This window comes from Ruegeria sp. BI12 (assembly GCF_056537985.1).
Map to the genome: position 1 here is coordinate 329,198 of NZ_JBQFSL010000001.1, position 21,306 is coordinate 350,503.

At 56.0% G+C, this 21,306-nt stretch carries 24 protein-coding genes; 20 read left to right on the top strand and 4 right to left on the bottom strand.

Annotated elements, in window-relative coordinates:
• From ACR0AK_RS01705 to ACR0AK_RS01715, 3 genes are all read left to right on the top strand, one after another.
• A complete protein-coding gene (locus ACR0AK_RS01705; protein ID WP_480792158.1) occupies nucleotides 1-966 on the top strand; it encodes an NAD(P)-dependent oxidoreductase in 966 nt (321 codons plus the stop codon).
• A 535-nt stretch (nucleotides 967-1,501) separates the two neighbouring features.
• Nucleotides 1,502-1,723 carry a hypothetical protein gene (locus tag ACR0AK_RS01710; RefSeq protein ID WP_480792159.1) on the top strand — a complete coding sequence of 74 codons (222 nt, stop codon included), beginning with the start codon at nucleotides 1,502-1,504 and terminating at the stop codon, nucleotides 1,721-1,723.
• Nucleotides 1,724-1,729: 6 nt separating this feature from the next.
• The gene (locus ACR0AK_RS01715; protein WP_480792160.1) at nucleotides 1,730-2,128 is read left to right on the top strand and encodes a sterol desaturase family protein; all 399 of its coding nucleotides are present in this window, start codon (nucleotides 1,730-1,732) and stop codon (nucleotides 2,126-2,128) included.
• Nucleotides 2,129-2,436: 308 nt separating this feature from the next.
• Here the strand turns inward: ACR0AK_RS01715 and ACR0AK_RS01720 are convergent, their stop codons facing one another.
• Both ACR0AK_RS01720 and ACR0AK_RS01725 read right to left on the bottom strand, forming a co-directional pair.
• On the bottom strand, nucleotides 2,437-3,309 hold the full coding sequence (locus ACR0AK_RS01720; protein ID WP_480792161.1) for an amidohydrolase family protein: 873 nt from the start codon (nucleotides 3,307-3,309) through the stop codon (nucleotides 2,437-2,439).
• Complete coding sequence (locus ACR0AK_RS01725; protein WP_480793626.1) at nucleotides 3,306-4,310, bottom strand: nuclear transport factor 2 family protein; 1,005 nt, start codon at nucleotides 4,308-4,310, stop codon at nucleotides 3,306-3,308. Before ACR0AK_RS01725 ends, ACR0AK_RS01720 begins: the two co-directional genes overlap by 4 nt.
• Before the next feature lie 161 nt (nucleotides 4,311-4,471).
• Here ACR0AK_RS01725 and ACR0AK_RS01730 point away from each other — a divergent pair, with 161 nt between their 5' ends.
• From ACR0AK_RS01730 to ACR0AK_RS01810, 17 genes are all read left to right on the top strand, one after another.
• Entirely contained in the window at nucleotides 4,472-5,545 is a 1,074-nt protein-coding gene (locus ACR0AK_RS01730) for an ABC transporter ATP-binding protein (RefSeq protein ID WP_170561325.1), read from the top strand.
• Between the two features lie 48 nt (nucleotides 5,546-5,593).
• A complete protein-coding gene (locus ACR0AK_RS01735) occupies nucleotides 5,594-6,805 on the top strand; it encodes an ABC transporter substrate-binding protein (protein ID WP_170561324.1) in 1,212 nt (403 codons plus the stop codon).
• Nucleotides 6,806-6,871: 66 nt separating this feature from the next.
• Nucleotides 6,872-7,894, top strand: a complete 1,023-nt coding sequence (locus ACR0AK_RS01740; protein ID WP_480792162.1) for a carbohydrate ABC transporter permease — start codon at nucleotides 6,872-6,874, stop codon at nucleotides 7,892-7,894.
• Between the two features lies 1 nt (nucleotide 7,895).
• Nucleotides 7,896-9,050 carry a carbohydrate ABC transporter permease gene (locus ACR0AK_RS01745; RefSeq protein ID WP_170561322.1) on the top strand — a complete coding sequence of 385 codons (1,155 nt, stop codon included), beginning with the start codon at nucleotides 7,896-7,898 and terminating at the stop codon, nucleotides 9,048-9,050.
• Nucleotides 9,051-9,177: 127 nt separating this feature from the next.
• Nucleotides 9,178-9,708, top strand: a complete 531-nt coding sequence (locus ACR0AK_RS01750) for an ester cyclase (protein ID WP_170561321.1) — start codon at nucleotides 9,178-9,180, stop codon at nucleotides 9,706-9,708.
• Between the two features lie 11 nt (nucleotides 9,709-9,719).
• On the top strand, nucleotides 9,720-11,051 hold the full coding sequence (gene hisD / locus ACR0AK_RS01755; protein ID WP_170561320.1) for a histidinol dehydrogenase: 1,332 nt from the start codon (nucleotides 9,720-9,722) through the stop codon (nucleotides 11,049-11,051).
• Nucleotides 11,048-12,100: an ester cyclase gene (locus ACR0AK_RS01760; RefSeq protein ID WP_480792163.1), complete on the top strand. Its 1,053-nt coding sequence runs from the start codon at nucleotides 11,048-11,050 to the stop codon at nucleotides 12,098-12,100. The genes hisD and ACR0AK_RS01760 overlap by 4 nt, the downstream gene beginning before the upstream one ends.
• The gene (locus tag ACR0AK_RS01765; RefSeq protein ID WP_480792164.1) at nucleotides 12,100-12,864 is read left to right on the top strand and encodes an SDR family NAD(P)-dependent oxidoreductase; all 765 of its coding nucleotides are present in this window, start codon (nucleotides 12,100-12,102) and stop codon (nucleotides 12,862-12,864) included. Before ACR0AK_RS01760 ends, ACR0AK_RS01765 begins: the two co-directional genes overlap by 1 nt.
• Complete coding sequence (locus ACR0AK_RS01770) at nucleotides 12,864-13,907, top strand: LacI family DNA-binding transcriptional regulator (RefSeq protein WP_480792165.1); 1,044 nt, start codon at nucleotides 12,864-12,866, stop codon at nucleotides 13,905-13,907. Before ACR0AK_RS01765 ends, ACR0AK_RS01770 begins: the two co-directional genes overlap by 1 nt.
• Nucleotides 13,904-14,893 carry a nuclear transport factor 2 family protein gene (locus ACR0AK_RS01775; protein ID WP_480792166.1) on the top strand — a complete coding sequence of 330 codons (990 nt, stop codon included), beginning with the start codon at nucleotides 13,904-13,906 and terminating at the stop codon, nucleotides 14,891-14,893. Before ACR0AK_RS01770 ends, ACR0AK_RS01775 begins: the two co-directional genes overlap by 4 nt.
• Nucleotides 14,893-15,021 (top strand): hypothetical protein, encoded by a 129-nt coding sequence (locus ACR0AK_RS01780; protein ID WP_480792167.1) that lies wholly within the window; start codon nucleotides 14,893-14,895, stop codon nucleotides 15,019-15,021. Before ACR0AK_RS01775 ends, ACR0AK_RS01780 begins: the two co-directional genes overlap by 1 nt.
• A gap of 63 nt (nucleotides 15,022-15,084) precedes the next feature.
• The gene (locus ACR0AK_RS01785) at nucleotides 15,085-16,050 is read left to right on the top strand and encodes a cupin domain-containing protein (RefSeq protein ID WP_480792168.1); all 966 of its coding nucleotides are present in this window, start codon (nucleotides 15,085-15,087) and stop codon (nucleotides 16,048-16,050) included.
• A complete protein-coding gene (locus tag ACR0AK_RS01790) occupies nucleotides 16,047-16,649 on the top strand; it encodes a class I SAM-dependent DNA methyltransferase (protein ID WP_480792169.1) in 603 nt (200 codons plus the stop codon). The genes ACR0AK_RS01785 and ACR0AK_RS01790 overlap by 4 nt, the downstream gene beginning before the upstream one ends.
• A 10-nt stretch (nucleotides 16,650-16,659) precedes the next feature.
• Nucleotides 16,660-17,784: a cobalamin-independent methionine synthase II family protein gene (locus ACR0AK_RS01795; protein ID WP_480792170.1), complete on the top strand. Its 1,125-nt coding sequence runs from the start codon at nucleotides 16,660-16,662 to the stop codon at nucleotides 17,782-17,784.
• Nucleotides 17,781-18,476 carry an alpha/beta fold hydrolase gene (locus ACR0AK_RS01800; RefSeq protein WP_480792171.1) on the top strand — a complete coding sequence of 232 codons (696 nt, stop codon included), beginning with the start codon at nucleotides 17,781-17,783 and terminating at the stop codon, nucleotides 18,474-18,476. Before ACR0AK_RS01795 ends, ACR0AK_RS01800 begins: the two co-directional genes overlap by 4 nt.
• Entirely contained in the window at nucleotides 18,473-19,168 is a 696-nt protein-coding gene (locus ACR0AK_RS01805) for an RraA family protein (protein ID WP_480792172.1), read from the top strand. Before ACR0AK_RS01800 ends, ACR0AK_RS01805 begins: the two co-directional genes overlap by 4 nt.
• A gap of 90 nt (nucleotides 19,169-19,258) precedes the next feature.
• Nucleotides 19,259-19,456, top strand: a complete 198-nt coding sequence (locus ACR0AK_RS01810) for a hypothetical protein (RefSeq protein ID WP_480792173.1) — start codon at nucleotides 19,259-19,261, stop codon at nucleotides 19,454-19,456.
• Between the two features lie 7 nt (nucleotides 19,457-19,463).
• Here the strand turns inward: ACR0AK_RS01810 and ACR0AK_RS01815 are convergent, their stop codons facing one another.
• Both ACR0AK_RS01815 and ACR0AK_RS01820 read right to left on the bottom strand, forming a co-directional pair.
• Nucleotides 19,464-20,636 (bottom strand): adenylate/guanylate cyclase domain-containing protein, encoded by a 1,173-nt coding sequence (locus ACR0AK_RS01815; RefSeq protein ID WP_480792174.1) that lies wholly within the window; start codon nucleotides 20,634-20,636, stop codon nucleotides 19,464-19,466.
• A 304-nt stretch (nucleotides 20,637-20,940) separates the two neighbouring features.
• Complete coding sequence (locus tag ACR0AK_RS01820) at nucleotides 20,941-21,207, bottom strand: hypothetical protein (protein ID WP_480792175.1); 267 nt, start codon at nucleotides 21,205-21,207, stop codon at nucleotides 20,941-20,943.
• Nucleotides 21,208-21,306 lie beyond the last annotated feature (99 nt).

Genomic DNA, 21,306 nt, shown 5'->3' on the forward strand with positions numbered 1-21,306 from the left:
ATGAAAGTCGGCTTCATTGGTCTTGGAAACGTTGGGGGGAAACTCAGCGGCAGTCTGCTGCGTAACGGCATTGATCTGACGGTTCATGACCTTAACCCTGAGCTTGTGGAAGATTTCGTCTCGCGCGGGGCAACCCGTGGGGAAAGCCCGGCGCAGCTGATGCGCGATTGCGATGCCGTTATTACCTGTCTGCCATCGCCTGCCGCCTCGGACGCTGTCATGCAGCAGATGCTGCCCGAAGTGAAAGAGGGCAAGATCTGGATGGAGATGTCCACCACTGATGAGGCCGAGGTCAAACGCTTGGGTGCAATGGTGATGGACGCAGGCGGTGCAGCCGTGGATTGCCCGGTTTCGGGCGGATGCCACCGTGCGGCGACGGGCAATATCTCGATCTTTGCGGGGTGCGACCGTGCCACGTTCGACCGCATAGCGCCGTTTTTGAAAACCATGGGTCGGCGCATTCTGCACACGGGCGATCTGGGATCGGCTTCAGTTCTCAAGGTTGTGACGAACTACCTGGCGACCGCCAATCTTGTCACCTGCTGCGAAGCGCTGGTCACAGCCAAAGCAGCGGGTATGGACTTGAACACGACCTATGAAGCGATGAAAATCAGCTCTGGCACGTCATTCGTACATGAAACCGAAAGCCAAGTGATCCTGAACGGCAGCCGGGACATTTCCTTTACCATGGACTTGGTCAAAAAGGATGCCGGTCTGTTCCAGCAGGTGGCCGACCGCCACAACGTGCCACTGGAAATCTCGCCTATGCTGGTGCAGATTTTCGAGGACGGCATCGAGCGCTATGGCGAGCGCTGCTTTTCGCCCAACATCATCAAACGCTTGGAAGAGGCGACCGGCCTAGAAATTCTCGCTCCGGGTTTTCCGCCGGAAATGATGGATGATGAGCCGGAAGAACCCGGTTACGAGGTGATCCCGCAGGGGGCAGAACTCAAGGCGGCTGAATAAAACGGCGAGGCTGTTTTGAAACGGATCTACACATTTGTGGGCACCCGGCGACGCGCAACTTGACTGTGGCGGATATAAAGGCGGGCAAAAGCAAGCGTAAATTAGCGTAAACAACTGCCGTGAACCGCACCGAAACTGCCGCGGCTCAGGCCGCACGGCGGACGAAGCACTGCAATTGGTCGAGGATTTGCGTCGTCCGTAAGACGCTGGTGCTTGTGCGGTCGAATTGGAATGCGTTGCCGCCCATCTCGTAAATACCCGTACGAGCCGCCTCCGGCCTCATCCTGATCAAAAAAGGTACATTTCTTCAGGAAAGGCAACCTCGTGGCGACCGCTGATACGACCGCAAAAAAGTCGCCCATGCTGCCGAGGAACCCGGCCCCATGAGCAGCGAATGGCATTGGCACCCGGGACTTCCGGTAAAGCATGCACCCTATTGGCACTGGCCCCAAAACCTGGCGTGATAGGCAAATGGATCTGGCAGAACTAGCTGCAATTCTCGGACCGTTCGATCTTTCTTACGCTGGCATTTCTGGTGGCATTCTGGATGCAGCCTGTCGGGGCTGATCAGGCGACATTCTCGCTTGGCTGGATGTCATTCGTGTTCATTCGCAACTGGGTTTTGCTGCTGATCGTCGCTGGCGGACTGCATTTGTGCTCCTACGGCATAGGCGGGCAAGGCAAACTGCTGAAATACGATCCCCGACCTTATAGGAAGCGCAAGAATGCGCTGTATAAGTTCGGCTATCAGACCTAGTGCAACATGTATTACTCGATTGTCTTTGGTGCGCCGATCCTGTCATTGTTCGAGTGTTTCCTGCGCTGGATGTACGCGAATGACTATATCGGCACGCTCAGCTTTGCTGCGCATCCTGTGTGGTTCATTTTGCTGTTCCCGATACTGTCGCTTTGGCAGAGCTTTCACTTTTACGTCGGTCACCTGTTTCTGCATCAGCCATTCATTTACCGGCACGTCCACGCCGTGCATCACCGCAACGTCAACACCGGTCCCTGGTCGGGCATGTCGATGCATCCGGTCGAATCCTTTGGATATCTCAGCGCTATTCTGGTCGTGCTGATCTTATCCAGCCATCCCGTTCACATGATTTTCCTCAGCTATAGGTTTATGGAGGGTGCGGCTTCTTCGCCTTCGGTATATTAGGTGATTTGGGCGCGTGATCGTCAGGCCCTGCTGATCGGCGCATTATTTCATCAGCTTCATCATCGCTATTACGAATGCAATTACGGCAATGCGGAAATGCCCTGGGACAAGTGGTTCGGGACGTATCATAACGGGTCCGAAGACGCCACAAAACGTTCCCGAAACCGTGAGCGTGAAATGCATGCTCAGGGCCAGTAGCTAGAGTTCCTAAAACTGCCGTCCGTTTGCAAAGAGCCGGTCAGATTGGTTTCTCTTTCGGGAACTTCCGTCGGGAAGACGTCGCTAAAATAGGTTTGAAGAACCTGGCCCTATTCAAAGCGATAGAACCGTTTTGCGGTGCCGTGGAACACTTCGCTCTGGTTCGAGGTCGGGATCAGTTCTTGGTGCCGGCGAACGACCTCTTGGTAGGTTGAACTTAGGCTATCGACCGGAAAATTCGATCCGAACATGCAGCGTTCTGCGCCAAACTGTGACAGGCAGGTTGAGACGATTGGTGAGACGCTTTCAGCGCTCCAGTTGTGTTCAAACATTCCGAGGCCGGACAGTTTGCAATAGGCTTGGGGCTGATTTGATAACGCCTTTAACGCATCTGCCCATTTCTGCAAACCTAGTGATGTTCGATCGTGGGGGGACCCTGCGTGGCAAAGAGCGATCGGGGTTTCCGGAGCTTGAGACAGTACATCTGCGGTCATATCCATCAACTCGGGCAGTAGTTGAAGGTCGAAAGACAGGCCGCGTGTGCCCAGTTGTTTCAGTCCGGCCAAAAACTTTGGGTTATGAAGCAACGCGTTCGTGCCGGTGATCGAGTCTTCACCCGGTGCACGACCGATGATCTGACGCACGCCGCGTACAGACGGTAGCGTTTGCAGGCGGTCTAGTTGCGCGTCCAGATCGTCTGCTGTCAGATCGCAGAAGGCGACTTGCACCAAAGGCCAGTCCGGGAACTGGTCGGCCGCTGATTGAACCCATTGCGCCTCGGCCCACGGGTCGGCTGCGCCAACCTGAATGTGCACCGACGCCTTGAAACCCTGAGCTTCGGCATCTGCGCGAAATTCCGGCAGTAAATAGTTCCGCTGGATCGGGGTGGGATCACCGAAGAAGCGCGGGACGCCTTTTTCCATGAGCCATGGATAGGTCACGGCGGACAGGTCCCACAGATGGTGATGCGCATCTATCCTCATGGCGTTTCGACCTCTGTGGTTCGGGCCAGAATGTCGACACCTTGCCCATTCCAGAAGTGTAGCAAGTCGATGAAGATCCAGTTTTCCGCCAGTTTGTCACCCGCGCGGCGATAAATATCGATCACTCTGAATTCCCCGGGTTTCCCGGTGGCGGGCATTCCCATGAACCCGCCGGAAGGAGTGGCCACAAAGTTGGGCCAGCCAAAGAAGCCGCCATAGTTCCCCTCGGCCAAGCGACAGACATGACTGGTTGTTGATCGGTCTGTAAACGCGGCGCGGAACGGGCCGGAATGCTGCTTGGCATAGCGTTCAATGGTGTAGGTTGCGCCGATTCCTTCCGGTCCCCACCAGATCATGTCCTGATGCCACGTGCGGGCCAACTCATCTTCCAGCGACAAGCCGCTATCCCATTGGCCAAGATCCGAGATCATCGCGTTGATAAGCGCCTGCGTCTTTTGACCCTCTTCAGCAGGTTGCTCGTTTAGTAACAGGCCATCATGGGGCAATGGTCCGGGTTGCACCAAATGCGCGGCTGTTTGCGGAGGGAATGGGTTCTGTCCTGCCTGCACCATCAGGTGTGGTATGTCGAAGTACATCGCCGTTTCGATAATCCTGCCACCAGCGACTCTGTGGAATGCGCAGTAGCGCAAGAATGCCAGTTTGCCAGTTGGGCGAATCCCCAGCCACGGCTTGTCGAGCAACCCCATCAAATGCCCCATGGTAACGACCCAGACGTCCACCTCACCACTTAGCGAGTTTTGCCCTGCAAACAGGATATCTACACGGTTCTGCATGCATGTCAGGCTGCTCTTTAGGGGCTGCCAAAACTGCCGGGCAACCTGCTCGGCACCATTGATTTCGTTGAATGGGTGAAAGCCGCGCCACTTCAGTTCGGGGTCGCAATAGTGGCTTATTACTGCCGGTGTTTCCTGTTCTGTCGCGGAGTCCAATGCGGAATGAAACGCAGAGACAAGTTCTTTTTCTGTCTGAAAGGTCACGATATTTGCCATTGTGATCAAGGTTTTACGAGAGGCGCTGGGCCAGTTTGAGTCGGGTATTTGCAATAGTTTTGCATACGTATGCAAAAAAGTCTTGCCTGATTTAGTATATGCGAATTACAGTTTTGCAAGCGTATGCAAAATGATTCCTTGCAGGGGGCACCATGGCAGAAATTCAATTGCGGAATGTCGGCAAGCGATGGGGCTCATTCGTTGGGGTCCACAATTTCGACCTTACGATCGCGGATCGCGAGTTTCTGGTGCTGCTCGGCCCTTCAGGCTGCGGCAAGACCACCACAATGCGTATGATCGCTGGTCTTGAGGATGTGACCGAGGGTGAAATCCTGGTCGATGGCAACGTGGTCAACGATCTGGAGCCTAAGGATCGCGACGTGGCGATGGTGTTCCAGAGCTACGCGCTTTATCCCAACATGAACGTCTACGAAAACATCCGCTTTCCGTTGAAAGTACGTGGGATCGACCCGTCGACCCATGACGAGAAAGTGCGCCGCGCCAGCGCGATGGTCGAGCTGGACGACTTCCTGCACCGTAAGCCCGCTGAATTGTCGGGCGGTCAGAGACAGCGTGTGGCGCTGGCCCGTGCTATTGTACGCGAACCCAACGTGTTCCTGATGGACGAGCCTCTGTCGAACCTGGATGCCAAGCTGCGGGTTTCTACCCGGGCGCAGATTAAGAACCTGAGCCATGAGCTGGCCGTCACCACCATCTATGTGACCCATGACCAGATTGAGGCCATGACCTTGGCCGACCGCGTTGTGGTGATGAAACAGGGCGTGGTCCAGCAGGTCGGTAGTCCGACCGAGATCTATGACCGTCCTGCGAATACTTTCGTGGCCAGTTTCATCGGCTCGCCTGCAATGAATTTGATGGAAGGCGACGTTTCGGGCGGTGTCTTCCGCGCGGAATATGTCGAAATACCAGTGGATGCTCCGGACGGCCCAATGACACTGGGCTTCCGCGCAGAAGATGCCAGCCTTGCCGAAGGGCAAGGCCAGATCACCGCACCGATTTATACGCTGGAATTGCTGGGCGACGCGACCATGATCTCGGTTCGGGTCGGCGGTGCACTGGTGTCGGTCAAAGCCGATAAAGCCTTCCGCGCCGAGATTGGCGAGACGGTCTCGTTCTCGGTGCCAAAAGAAATCTGTCACCTCTTTGAAGCTGAAAGCGGTGCGCGGATTGGGGAACAACCCCACGAACAGCCCAAACGGGCTTAACACCGGTCCGGACGTCGACGACGGACCGATCCTGACAGGGAGAAACGCATGAAACTCAAGACGATCCTTATGGCAGGTGCCATGTCCATCGCCGCCACCGGCGCATGGGCGGAATGCGCCTTTGAAAACGACGTGCCACTGAAGTCGCTGTCTGCCGGGTTTGAAGCCTGGAAGGCGGTCACCGATGCAATGGCGGAATGCGGCAACTTCAGCGCTTCGCTGGACCAGGAATTCCGCGAAAAGCAACCTGAGGCATTTGCCGCTGATCCGGCGCTTTATCAGATCGGCGGTGTTTCTAACGCAACTCTGGTGCCTTTGCTCAACGCCGGTACGATCCGTCCGCTGGACGATCTGGTCGAGAAGTACGGTCAGGATTTGCTGCCCAATCAGTTGATCAAAGTCGATGGCAAGACCATGGCGATTGCGATGATGGTGAATGCGCAGCACCTGATGTATCGCGACGATGTTCTGGCCGAACTGGGCATTGAAGAACCCAAAACATATGGCGATGTTCTTTCCGCGGCTGCCAAGATCAAAGAAGCCGGCGTCATGGAATATCCCATTGGTGGCACGTTCAAGACCGGTTGGAATCTCGGCCAGGAATTCGTCAACATGTATCTTGGCGAAGGCGGCTCGTTCTTTGGTGACGGCAACATGCCTGCCATCAATAACGAGCAAGGCGTAGCGGCGCTGGAAACCCTGAAAGCCATGACAGAGTATATGGACCCAGAATATCTGGTTTCCGACTCGACATATGTTCAGCAGCAGTTCCAGCAGGGCAAGATCGCGATGGCGAACCTTTGGGCCAGCCGTGCCGCTGCGATGAACGATGAGGCCGAAAGCCAGGTCGTTGGCAAAGTGACGATGGCCGCGGCTCCAATGGGATCGGCGGTTCCGGCGACCACAATCTGGTGGGACGGTATCGTTCTGGCTTCGAACATGAGCGACGAAGAAGCGGATGCTGCCTTCCGCGTCGCACTTGAGGGCATGGACACCGATACGGTCACTGCGAACAACGATGTCGCCGTATGGCTTAGCACGGCCTATTCGGCAGGTCCTTTGGCTGCAGGTGCTGCAGCGTCCGCTGAAGGCGGTGCCAAGGCTTACCCGGCTTCCGGTCCTATGGGCATCATGCACACCTCTTTGGGTAACGGACTGGCCGACTACCTGACCGGTGCCAAAGACGCGCAGACGACTCTGGCCGATATCGAGGCAGACTACGTCACTGCCGCGAAAGAAGCGGGTCTGATCAGCAACTGATCCTCCCTTGGGAGGGCTATGGCCCTCCCGTCCCTTTACCTCGAGAACCATTAGAAAGGCAGAGCCATGAATTTCCGGACATTTGCCGCTTTTGTCGGTCCCTCTGTCTTTATGATGCTTCTCTTCATCGCGTTCCCGCTGGTCAGCGTGTTCAAGCAGAGCTTCTATGTCACCCAGCCGATCTATGAGACGGTTGAAAAAGAAACCTGCACCCCCGGTTTTCTGACCCAGACCTGTGTGACCGAAAACGTGTCGCAACCAAAGCTGGATGAGCATGGTGAGATCATTACGCAAACCCAGTACGTGGGGTTGCAAAGTTATCGCAATGTTCTGGAACCTGACCGCGCATGGCGCGCCATAAGTGACGGCAGCTGGCATGTGCTGTCGACGATCAATTTCTGGAAGGCCCTGCGGTTCACGCTGACGTTTACTTTGATCACTCTGCCGCTGGTGGTCGGTTGCGGGCTTGGGATTGCCATTCTGATAAACAATGCCGCGCGTTCTATCCGCGGCCCGGTGATATTCGTCTCTCTGCTGCCTTTTATCATCACTCCGGTGATCGGAGTTCTGTCAATCAATTGGCTGTTCCGTGGAGACGGTATCCTGACCGCGATGATGGAGTGGTGGCTAAACCGCGATATCGCTCTGTTTGCCCAGGCCTGGACTATCGAAATTCTGATGATGATCTACCGTGTCTGGCATGTGGCTCCGTTCGCGGCCATAATCTTTTACGCCGGTCTGCAAACGGTTAATCAAGACAGTTTGGAAAGCGCGGTTATTGACGGCGCGACCCGCTGGCAGCGGCTGAAATACATCGTCATTCCGCATTTGATGCCGCTTATCATATTTGTATCGATGATCCACCTGATGGACAGCTACCGCGTGTTCGAAGAAATCGTTGGCTTCTCAAGCCAAGGCTATGTGATCTCGCTACAGTGGTTGACGTTTGACTACCTGACGCCGGATCAGGCGGGTAACCGGTCGATCAGCCGTGCCTCGGCCAACTCGATGCTGACCATGATTGGCGTTGTCATCCTTCTTATCCTTCCGCTGCGCCGCACATGGCGCGACCATAAAGGAGGTCACTGATATGTCCTCGCGTGCGCTTCGCCAGCCTTTTGGCCTGCGGCTGACTTCAAACATCTTCCTTGCGCTGTGGTGCCTGATCGCGGCCTTCCCGATCTTCTGGATCGTGGTGATGAGCTTCAAGTCGCCAGTAGATGCCTTCGATAGCAACGCGTTGAACGTGATCTTCGGTCCGGCCACTCTTGGCGTTGGCAAGGGTCTGTCGCTGCTGGATATCATTCTGGGAATCGCGGTGATTTGGGCGACGATTGTGATTTCCACAAAAACACTCCCGTCGATGGTGAAGTCTTACACGAAGCCCGAGCAAGAATGGTTTGGCTGGGTGATCGGTGTGCTGGTTGTTCTTGTTGGCTTTCTGCTTGCGTTCTTTGTCGTCCTGCCTGCCGTTCTAAACGTGCTGAACCCGTGGTTCGGGCCCTTGGGTCGGGACGTACTTGGTCTGACCACCGAACACTACAAGACCGTCTGGATTGACCGGGGCTTTTCAAACAACTTCAAGAACTCCCTGATCGTGACAACTGGTGTGGTGACCGTGTCGCTGACCGTCGGAACGTTGGCGGGATATGGTCTGGCGCGGTCTGGGTCGACTTTGGCTTTCTGGATCCTGATCGTCGCTTTGGTGTTCCGGGCCCTGCCGCATTCGGTGCTGGTTGCCGGTTATTTGCCGGTGTTCATCAACTCGGCCGAATGGCTAGCCCCGATCCTGGGTGAAAATGCACCGACACTTTACGGCAAGCCATTTGCGGTGATTGCTGTTCTTGTTGCGATTAATCAGCCATTCACGATCTGGATGCTGCGTTCGTTCTTTCAGAATATCCCGGCAGAGCTGGATGAGGCCGCCCGCGTTGATGGTTGCAGCCATTTTCAGGCCTTCCGCCGTGTGATCATGCCGGTAATGTGGCCTGGGGTGATCACCACAGGTCTGTTCAGCTTCCTGCTGGCTTATAACGACTTTCTAGTCACTGCACTGCTGCTGGATGCGCAGAACCAGACCATGGTTCCCGCCATTGTCGGCATGTTCAATCGTGAAACGACTACAACCGACCAAGTGGTCGCGGTTGCCGCCGCCGTGTCAATCACTGCGCCGCTGATCTTCCTTGTTCTGATCTTCCAGCGCCAGATCGTCAGCGGTCTGACAGCCGGAGCGGTCAAAGGCTGATGAGCAGCAACTCGCGCCATAACGCCATGTCGCGCCATCCGGCGCTGAACAGGATGCCAAGGGACTTTCTGAGCATTGGGGCTGCACCCACCAAGCTCTCCCTCTGGCAACCTGAAAGGATAAAGACATGAAAGGCTCCCGTCCCGAACAAGCGGTTCTGACCCGCGATACGGACCTTAGCAAAACTGATGACACGCGCCGCGTGATCGAAACCATGGTGGATGGTCTGAACGACCACCGCATTGATGATATCGGAGAGTTCTTCACTGAAGGCTTCCGCTGGATGGGCAATCAAGGCTGCGGAACCAAGACTGGCCTGAAAGAGTTTCAGGACAATTGGCAGCGCCCGTTTCAAGCGGCGTTTTCGGATAAGACCTGCATCGATGAGGCCCGCCTTTACATGGGCGAGTGGGCGGCAGCCTTTGGCCGTCAGGAAGCCACGCATTCCGGTGAGTTTCTGGGCATCGCCCCCACCGGCAAGCGCGTCGAAATCCGCTACATGGACTTCTGGAAAGTGGTCGACGGTAAGATTGTCGATAACTGGGTGAATGTCGATTTTGCCCACGTTGCGGCCCAACTGGGCGTGGACCTGTTCAACGGCGAAGGCTGGGAAGCATTTGACCGGGGTGACAAACTTCCGCCCCGACCCGAAAATTGAGGATTGGAAACATGGCAATCGAGTATCTTAAACGCGGCAAATCCGATGCGGACCGGGCAGAAGATGATGCCAAGACCCGCGCCGTTGTTGAGGCGACGCTGAAAGACATCGAAACCCGTGGTGATGCCGCTGTTCGTGAGTTGAGCGAGAAGTTCGACAACTACTCTCCAGCCTCGTTCCGCCTAAGCCAACAGGAAATCGATGAATTGATCGGGCAATTGTCTGATCGCGAATTGGCCGACATAAAATTCGCACAGGAACAGGTGCGCAATTTTGCGCAAGCTCAGCGGGATTCAATGCTGGACATTGAGGTCGAAACGCTGCCGGGCGTTATCCTTGGCCATAAGAATATTCCTGTGCAATCGGTCGGATGCTACGTCCCCGGTGGCAAGTTCCCAATGGTGGCTTCGGCCCACATGTCCGTGGCCACGGCTTCGGTCGCGGGTGTACCTCGGATCATTGCCTGCACGCCTCCGTTCAAAGGCAAGCCGAACCCAGCAGTGATTGCGGCCATGCATTTGGGTGGCGCGCATGAGATCTACGTTATGGGTGGCATACAGGCCATTGGTGCGATGGCTTTGGGGACCGAGACGATTGATCCCGTCCACATGCTGGTTGGCCCCGGCAACGCCTTTGTTGCCGAAGCCAAGCGCCAGTTGTTCGGGCGCGTCGGCATTGATCTGTTTGCAGGTCCCACCGAAACCATGGTGATCGCGGACGAGACCGCGGCAGATGCCGAGCTATGCGCAACCGATCTGCTGGGACAGGCCGAACACGGATATAACAGCCCCTGCGTGTTGCTGACGAACTCCGAAAAGCTTGCCAATGAGACGCTGTCCGAGGTGGACCGCCTGTTGGGCATCCTGCCGACCGCCGACACTGCGAAAGTGTCCTGGGAGGAATATGGCGAGGTGATTGTCTGCGACACGTATGACGAGATGCTGCAGGTTGCCGATGATATCGCCTCGGAACATGTGCAGGTGATGACGGATCGTGACGACTGGTTCCTTGAGAATATGACCTGCTATGGCGCGTTGTTCCTTGGTCCGCGCACCAACGTGTCAAACGGGGACAAGGTGATTGGTACGAACCACACGCTGCCAACGAAGAAGGCGGGGCGCTATACCGGTGGGCTTTGGGTTGGGAAATACCTGAAAACGCACAGTTATCAGAAAGTTCTGACCAACGAGGCGGCGACACTAATTGGCGAATACGGCTCGCGTCTGTGCATGTTGGAAGGTTTTGTAGGCCACGCAGAACAGTGCAACGTCCGCGTGCGTCGCTATGGCGGCATCAATGTGCCCTATGGCGAACCCGCGCCTTATCGGGATGCCGCTGAATGAGTGATAGACATACTCAGCATAAGGCCCTGATCGCTCCGCTCAGGGCCGCGATGTATGATTTTTCCGAGGACAGTGTTCGCACGGCACTGGCGGATGTATCGGCCACGGACGCCGTTTTCCACCTGTGTCATCCCCTTGGTGATAGCATCGGTAGCAACGCCTTTTTTGACTGTGCCTACAAGGATCTGTTGGCGGCTTGGCCCGATCTGGAACGCCGCGACTACATTGTCATGGCCGGCCCGGATGAACATGGTTCGGACTGGGTCGGGTGCGGCGGCTACTACACGGGCACATTCACCGGTCCATGGCTGGACATCCCACCGACTGGTCATCAGGTTACTATGCGGTTCCACGAATTTTACCGTTTCGAAAACGGCAAAATCGCGGAAATACAGGCCCTTTGGGATATCCCCGAGGTGATGATGCAGGCAAATGCCTGGCCGATGGCACCCAGCCTTGGACGCGAATGGCATGTGCCGGGCCCGGCCACGCAGGACGGGTTCGTTCCCGGTCCGTATGATGAGGCAAAGGGCAAAGAGACCTGTCAGCACATCATCGATATGTTGGAGCATCTTAAAAAACACCCCAAACAGGGTGGCCCCGACGTGATGGAGATGGAACGGTTCTGGCATCCGCGCATGAACTGGTATGGGCCGTCGGGCATTGGCACCGGGCGTGGCTATGCGGGCTTTCGCAATTGGCACCAAATTCCGTTCCTGAGCGGAATGCCGGATCGTGGGCAGTTCGTGGACGACATCACCTACCACTTCTTCGGCGATGGCGAATACGCGGCCGTGACCGGCTGGCCCAATATGATCCAGACTGTCACCCATGATGGATGGTTGGGCATCGCGCCCTCGGGCAGGAAGATCACCATGCGCAGCCTCGATTTCTGGCGGCTTGAGAACGGGCGTATTCGTGAAAACTGGGTATTGGTCGATCTTCTGGATGCGTATCGCCAACTAGGCGTTGACGTCTTCGCCCGTCTACGGGAATTCAACAAAGCCCGAAACATAGGGCGCATTGAAATACCGGATGGAATGAGCTGATGACTGAACTGCCACGCACCCCTTCGTTTTCCCTGAGCGGAAAAACCGCTCTTGTGACCGGAGCCTCTTCGGGCATCGGGCAGGGTTGTGCCGTGGCTTTGGCCGAAGCAGGCGCGCACGTCGTCTGCGCCGCCAGAGGCGAGGACCGGTTGAATGATACGGTGGCTGCTCTGCAAGGGCAGGGCTGGTCAGCTGAAGCGCTTGTGCTGGACCAGGGCGATCTGGGAAAGCTGAAACAGCTTTTCGAAACGCGAAACTTCGAGGCCGTGGTGAATTCGGCCGGGATCGCACGTCATAGCCCCGCAATTGAAACGACACCCGAAGACTTCGATGTCGTTACCGGCATCAACTTGCGTTCCGCCTACTTCCTTTCCGCCTACGCTGCGCGTGCCTTGATGGATGCTGGCAAGTCAGGGTCCATAATTCATATCTCCAGTCAAATGGGCCATGTGGGCGGCGTCGACAGGGCGCTTTACTGTGCAACCAAGCATGGGCTCGAAGGTATGGTCAAATCCATGGCCATCGAATGGGGTAAACAGGGCATTCGGATCAACACGGTCTGCCCGACCTTCATTCGAACGCCGTTGACCCAGTCCACATTCGACAACCCCGAACGCTCTGCGTGGATCATGGAGAAGATCAAGTTGGATCGCGTAGGTGAGGTCGAGGACATCATGGGTGCGGTACGCTATCTCGCTTCGGACGCCGCTGCTCTGGTCACGGGCACCGCGATGTTGATTGATGGAGGTTGGACGGCGGATTGATGGCCGAGAAAGTAACATCACTCCAGGTCGCGCAACTTGCTGGTGTCAGCCAATCCGCGGTCAGTCGCGTCTTCACGCCCGGTGCATCGGTCAGCAAGAAAACGGAAGAGAAAGTACGCAAGGCCGCAACCGAGCTTGGCTATCGCCCCAATGTGTTGGCGCGCGCGATGGTATCGGGCAAAAGCCGTATCATCGGTTTGGTGGTCGGCTATCTAGACAACTATTTCTATCCCGAAGCGCTGGAAAAACTGTCTAACGCGCTGCAGGAACAAGGCTATCACGTGCTGATCTTCATGGCGTCCCGTTCGGCCGGGAACATTGACGATGTGATGGATGAAATTCTTGATTATCAAGTGGATGGGGTCATCCTAGCATCTGTCCCGATGTCATCAGATATCGCGATGCGCTGTCAGCAGGCCGGTGTACCGGTGGTACTATTTAACCGCAGTCAGGATATCGAAGGCATTACGACGGTCACATCTGACAACTATGTGGGCGGTCGCAAGGTCGCTGAGTTTCTGGTCGCTGGCGGGCATGAGCGGATTGCTTATATTGCAGGCTGGCAAGGCGCATCGACCCAACGCGACCGAGAGGCTGGATTCAGGGCTGCACTAGGCGAATCCGGGCAAACGTTGTTTGGCTACGAAGTCGGGCAATTTCACACCGAAGATGCGCGCGCCGCCGCGCGCCGGATGTTCGATGTCGCACCAGAAGACCGACCCGACGCGGTCTTTGTTGCCAATGATCACATGGCGTTCGCTGTTATGGATGTGGTCCGCTTTGAACTTGGTCTGCGCATACCCGAAGATATCTCGGTCGTTGGGTACGACGACGTACCGCCCGCAGGATGGCCCGCCTATAATCTGACGACGATCCGGCAACGAGCCAACCTTATGGTGGCCGAAACAGTTGCCGCACTTTTTGAACATATCGACACCCCAAACTCCGCTGCGCCTCGTAAGGTAGCGATTGATGGACCACTTATAGTGCGTACATCTGCAAGGTTACCCAAAGGGTGGAAGCCGCAAAGGACAAATACATGAAAGGTTTTGATCCCAAATTCAGGGATTTCCCCGACTATATCATCGGTATCACCAAAGAGATTTGGGAAGACCGGGGCATCGCGACGCTGCACGACTATTACAGCGAAGACATCGTCGTTCGCTCACCCGGTTCGGTGGTTCTGGGAAATCAGAATGTGATCGGTGCGACTATGGCGACACTGGCCGAGTTTCCGGATCGGCAATTGCTGGGCGAGGATGTGATCTGGTCTGGTACACCGGAAGAGGGCATGCTCAGCTCTCACCGCATCCTGTCTACTGCCACGCATCTGGCCGAAGGCGTTTACGGCAAGCCGACCGGCAAAAAACTGTGCTATCGGATTTTGGCCGACTGTCACGCCATTGATAACCAAATCAACGACGAATGGCTCATTCGAGATCAAGGTGCCATCGTGCGACAGATGGGGTGGGATCCAAAGGAATATGCCGCCGATCTGATTGCGCGGGAAGGTGGAAAGGAAAATTGCGTCAAACCTCTGACCCCCGAGATTGATCAGCCCGGCCCCTACAAGGGTCGTGGCAACGACAATGAATGGGGACAGCGATACGCTGACATCCTTACCCGGATTATGAACGCCGATATGGGCGCAATCGAGGCGGAGTATGACCGTGCGGTGCAGTCGGAATACGTGGGCGGCGTGACCGGCCATGGTTGGGACCCGGTTGATCGCTTCTGGATGGGGTTACGTGCAAGTTTTCCGAATGCTGAATTCAAGGTTGAGCACCAGATCGGGCGCGACGACCCGGCGATGCCTCCGCGTGCGGCAATTCGCTGGAGCCTTTGGGGCAAACATGACGGGTGGGGTGCGTTCGGGGCACCAACTGGCGCGCAGGTCTATGTCATTGGGATCAGCCACGCGGAGTTTGGCGCATTGGTCACAGGCCAACCGCAATTGCGTCGCGAATATACTCTGTTCGACGAAACCTCGGTCTGGAAACAAATCTTGTTGCAGGATGGAGAGGTATAGTGGCACGCCCGGTCGCATATCGCATCCTTTCGGGTGGTCTGCATGAGACCGGAGCCAGTCGGCGTTTTCACATGTTCCGGCAAAGCCTGCGTGCGCAGCGTTTGAACCTGCGCCCGCCCGGGAAATGACTGGGTGTGCCGTTCTGGCACACGAACTTTCATTTCTGAAAACACAAAAACGGAACATATGTCATGACCAAATCAGCCATCACTGCCCGCATTGTCCGCTACGGTGAGCTTCAACCCTGCAAAACCGCCTTTATCGACGCTCACACACCGGGCAGCGATCAGAAAGAAAACTTCACAATCATCGGCGGTGGCGTCTCGGAATCCCCGGACCAGCACGTGCACATCACGGATAAGATCGGCTTCAACATCGGTGCTGCCGGTCAGCCGCCGAAATGTCGGAACTCATTGCACAGCCACACAACGGCAGAGGTCTTCTTCGTTGCCAAAGGTCGCTGGCGCTTTTTCTGGGGGCGTTACGGCACGGCGGGTGAGTTCATTGCCGAGGAGGGTGATATCTTCAACATCCCGACCGGTATCTTCCGCGGTTTCGAAAATGTCGGTCAGGACTACGGCATGATCATGTCGATCCTGGGCGGTGACGATGCAGGCGGTGGCGTGACCTGGGCTCCACAAGTGATCGAAGATGCGCAGGCGCATGGTCTGATGTTGGGCGACAATGGCGTTCTTTATGACAGCAAGAAGGGCCAGGAACTGCCCCACAATGTCCACCCGATGCCCTTGCTGACTGAAGAGCAGTTGAAGGATTATCCGGAAGTTCCGGTTGAAGATGTGGTCGGAAAATACGTCGCGCGCTATTGGGATCTGATGGCTTTATCGGCCAACAAACCTGCAGTGGTGATCGGTGAGAATGGCTTGATTAAGGATAGACCCGGCTTCGAGGTCGATTTTCTTGGACGAGGGTCCGCTGTGACCAAGCCAGTCGTGGCAGAAAAACCTGTAGTTCTGATGCCGGCCAGTGGTCATTGGCATATTTCGATCGACGATCATGCAGCCACTTTGTCCAACGGCGACACGGCTCTGGTGCTGCCCGGCGAATCCTATAGCGTCGTGCCATCTATGACCGGACAGGCAGGCCTGTACCGGATCACTGCAACTGATGACCCGGCAGGAGCGACCTGGACAGGATGAACGTAGACCCAAACGACACTCAAGCCGTTTATGAGCGGCAGGCGACGGAATACGATAAGCGCCGCTCAAAGGCTCTGTTCGAAGCGCGCTGGTTGGCGCGCTTCACGGCCAGCCTAAAGCCGGGTGATCATGTGCTGGACTTGGGATGTGGTACAGGCGATCCCATCGCGCGCTGGTTCATGGCCGAAGGGTTTGATGTCACCGGTGTTGATTTTTCCGAGGCCATGCTAGCCATCGCCTTGGAACGCTGGCCCGACGGGGATTGGCGGCACGCCGATATGCGTGATTTTGAGCTGGACCGGACATTTAATGGTATCATTGCCTGGAACAGCTTTTTCCACCTGACGGCGGATGAGCAAAAGGCCTGTATCACCCGCATGGCACGCCATTTAAACACCGGCGGAATGCTGATGTTGACCGTAGGTCCCGGCGCCGGTGAGGTCAGCGGAACCGTGGGATCAGAGCTTGTCTATCACGCCTCATTGTCCCCGGCCGACTATGCCGTTTGCCTTGAAAAAAACGGGCTGCAACTGACTGGGTTTCTGGCCGAAGACCCCGAAACGCAAAGCCATACAGTGCTGATGGCACGAAAACTGTAAGGAGGCGCTTATGACCGTCAAAACCTCACATGTTGGGTCTCTGCCCCGAACGCAGGACGTTGTGGATTTCATATTCGCCCGAGAAAACGGTGAGCCTTACGAAGCGGATGCGTTTGATGCCTGCATGGCTGATGCGGTGTCTGAAACTGTGCGCAAGCAGGTCGAAGCCGGGGTTGATATTGTCAGCGATGGCGAGACGTCCAAGATCTCGTACGCTACATACGTCAAGGATCGATACACCGGTTTTTCCGGCGACAGTCCGCGCAATGCACCTGCAGATCTGAAGATGTTTCCAAGTTTTCTGCAACGCCTGGCGAATGATGGTGGCACGCCCCAATACGCACGACCGATGTGTACCGGCGAAGTGCGCTCAAAAGGGCAGGGGGAATTGGAAAAGGATATCGCCAACCTCAAGGCGGCTATGGCGAAGCATGGTGCCGAACGCGGCTTTATGAATGCTGCCTCGCCGGGTGTGATTTCTCTGTTTTTGCAAAACGATTACTACCCTAAGCGCGAGGCATATCTGGCGGCGCTGGCCGACGCCATGAAAGAGGAATACGAAACCATCGTGGCGGCTGGCTTGGATCTGCAACTGGATTGCCCCGATCTGGCCTTGTCGCGCCATATGCTGTTCACCGACCTCTCGGATGACGAGTTCGTCAAGATTGCCAACATGCATGTCGAAGCCCTGAACCATGCACTTCAAAATGTTCCACAGGATCGCGTGCGGGTGCACATCTGCTGGGGCAACTACGAAGGTCCGCATTGTTGCGATATCGCTATGGACAAGGTGTTCAGCACCCTGATGGCAACCAAGTCGCGCTATGTCTTGTTCGAGACGTCTAACCCGCGCCATGCCCATGAATGGACCGTGTTCCGCGACCGCAAACCTGAGATCCCCGATGATAAGGTGTTGGTCCCCGGCGTAGTCGATACAACCACCAATTTCGTCGAGCATCCCGAACTCGTGGCCCAAAGGATCGAGCGTTTTACAGGGATTGTCGGCGCGGACCGGGTGATCGCGGGCAGCGATTGCGGCTTTGGCACCTTTGCGGGCTTTGGGGCGGTTGATCCTCAGATCGCCTATGCCAAGTTGGCGGCGCTGTCCGAAGGGGCAAAGCTGGCCTCGGAATGACACCCTTGATCTTGTTACCGGGCATGATGTGCGATGCCCGCCTCTTTGGCCCGCAGATTAACGCACTGTCAGGTCGGTTGCCGGTGATGACTTTCCCGTTGTCCCAACATGACAGCGTGCAAGCCATGGCGGATGACATTCTGCAGAATGCGCCGCCTGAATTCGCCCTGGCCGGGTTGTCGATGGGGGGTATCGTGGCGATGGAAGTATTGCGACGGGACCCTGAACGCGTCTCGCGTCTGGCTTTGATCGACACAAACCCACTGGCTGAAAAGCCAGAGGTTAAAGCCCGTCGTATACCCCAGATGGCTGCCGTTCGCGACGGCAGGTTGAGGTCGGTGATGCGGGACGAGATGAAGCCCAGCTATCTGGCAGACGGGCCTAATCAAGGGGCTATCCTGGATCTGTGCATGGCAATGGCCACCGATTTGGGCCCAGATGTTTTCTTGCGCCAATCGCAGGCGCTGATGGACCGTCCAGACCAGACCATGACCCTGAAAGCATATACCGGAAAGGCTCTGGTTCTGTGTGGGCAAGAAGACAGGCTGTGCCCCGTGGAACGTCACCAGATGATGCATGAACTACTGTCGTACAGCGCGCTTGAGATCGTAGAGGGCGCTGGGCATCTGCCCACATTGGAACAACCCCGGAAAACCACAGCGGCGTTGACCCGCTGGTTGGAGGACACATGACGCCATCCCTCTTAGCCTTGCTTCGCAAGGTCGACACCCCAACCGTCTGCAATGCCATCGAAGTGGCGCAGGGCAAGCGCGGGTTTGACGAATTTACGCGCGGCACCATGATGTGTTCCGCGCCGGAAGAACCCGCTATCGTCGGTTACGCCCGCACGGCAAAGATCGCGGCAGTCAACCCACCGACCGAACCGCCCGACGTCATCAAAACCCGGCGTATGGCCTATTACAAATATATGGCCGAAGCGCCCAATCCTTGCGTCGCAGTGATCGAGGATGTGGACTATCCTGATTGCATCGGAGCCTATTGGGGAGAGATCAATACCTCGGTCCACAAGGGGTTCGGCATTTCCGGTGTCGTAACCAATGGTGTGATGCGCGATCTCGGGGACTTACCCGAAGGGTTCCCGGTTGTTGCGGGATCCGTCGGGCCAAGCCACGGTTTTGTCCATGTCCGCGAGATTGATACACCGGTTTCAGTTTTTGGCCTGACGGTCAATCCAGGCGAATTGGTTCACGCCGACCGCCATGGTGCGCTGGTCGTGCCGGGGGATGTCGTCAGCCAGTTGGAATCCGCGATCCAAAAGCTTTTGGTGACAGAGCGCATCGTCCTAGATGCCGCCCGCCAGCCAGAATTTGATTTTCAAGCTTTCGAAACCGCTTGGGCGGCTTTTGAAAAAGCCAGGGTCTGACAATAGGGGGCAGACGTTCCGCATACCGGTTGGGCAGGCAAAAAACTCTTAAACCATTGCTGGTTTCTGCTGAGAAGTAGTCCGGTTTTCTTGCCGCGCACTAATTCGCCCGGTTGCCAACTCATCTCGGAAGAAGGCGAGCGTCAGCATGGCGACACCCTGACCGGCTATCGCGGCGTTGGCTTCCAGAACCTGAGGGCCGAAATGCTGCCGGGTTTCACCTGTCTGGTCGACCAATTGTGTTTGTTCAAACGTGTTCAGACCGATGCGTTCAAAGTGCTGGTTTGACTGCGCCTCATGCCGACTGCTCGACAAGAGAGAACAGCTCAATTGGATGGGCAATGCCACGAACTTCGTAGTTCCCGCAAGGAGAGAACAGATCAGCTGAAGCGCCAGCAACGGCCGACGTCGCCAGCACCCTGCGGCCAATCGATTTGGTCAGACCCTCAATGCGGCTAGCGACGTTCACCGCGCCACCGAGAACAGTGAAATCCAGCCTGCCGGGGCTGCCGATGTTGCCATAGCTTACTTGCCCCACGTTAATTCCGATGCCAACATCCAGAGCTGGCTTCTGGGCGTCTTCGCGACGTTGGTTTAGTGCCGACAGACCGGTCATAACACTTTGCGCGGCATACGCAGCTTTCCGACACCGATCGTCGCGATCCGCCTGAGTGGGGATGGTGAAGATCGATAGAATACCGTCTCCCATGAATTTTAGAACATCACCTCCGTTTTCTTCCACTGACTGAACAACGAGATCGAAATATCCACTCAGCGCGTCAAAAACGTCCTCTTCCGGTGCGCTGTCTGACAACGCCGTAAAGCCACGCAAATCCGAGAACATAACCACGGCCTCAAGGGTGGTGCGTTCCCCTCGTTTGATGCGCCCATTCCAAACAGCGTCCGAGGGTCCGTCACCAAGGTACGTCCGCAGAAGGCCTTTCGACGATTTGCGCATCGTGACAGGTTCCAAAGCCGAAGACAGAGCGGGCAGAGCACGCTCGATCAATTCCAGATGCTTAGGCGAGAAACCTTCTGGCGTTTGCGTAACAAAGGTGCAACCGTGCAGTGAACCGTCACCGTAGTAAAGCAGAGTGGCATAATAGTCGGTACCGCCCAATTCGGCGAACTCCAGGTATGAAGAATGTTCCGTCTTTGGGTTTAGTTGCTGAAGACTTTTGTGAAGCGGCCTTCTGTGTTCCAGAATATACTCAAATGAGCTTCCGACGTAGCCGTCGGTCAACATCGTCTCATGTGTGACGTCGTAGCTTTCGGTTCCGTCTGGTGTCCAAACCACACCCCAGGCGATGAGTAGTGGATTGGCAAAACGCTGACCGATATTGACCCTCCAAAGCGGGACGCCGGCTTCAATCAAAGACGAGCAGAAATGTGACACCGTTTTCACTGGATCACCTGATCGGCGGCCTTCGGTAATCAACCAGTTTGTCAGTTCGGCTATGGAATCCATCGCTTTAAACTAGTCGCTTAGACGCGTAGGGCAAAGGGCCTTGCGTTTGTATTGAGCCAAGTTGAATCGATCGCCCGCCTGCTCGAATTTAGCGAGAGTTGTATCGGCACAAGAAGTCCGGCATCCAAGCGGGCGAAGAAGATTAAATGCCTGCAAAACTTGCATTCGCACTGCCCGGAGAATCCGGGCCGTTGTAGCGGAGCTGCCACCTTGATGGCTCTGCCGTTGGGGTTTGCTGTACCGTTCCGAAGGAATTGGCTGACGGAACATGGAACATGCTAGCGTCGGCTGTCCGTCCTGATCATCAGCGCAAACGGGGGGGACTGAATTGGTGCTGGCCGCAGTGCAGTACCTTGAAGGCAAAGATCAGCGGATACTGACCGTTGATATATCTGTTACGGATGGCTTTGTGCTGACGCGGAAGTTTTGCGTCCAAAACGGTAATGACGAAGAGGGGCAGATCCCCGGCTTCTGGGCCGCTCGGGATGCCAATGTGATCTTCCGCAAGGCTCTTTAGCGGACGCAGGCCCTTCATCATATGCGTGGCGAGTGGGCCTTTGACGATATTCATTCAAAACGAAAAAAAGATCGCTTCCAAGTGCGAATGATCAAACTCCTAAATGACCGCGTCGCACTTATTGCCCGCTTTCTTGGGACTGTAAGGCGGCCT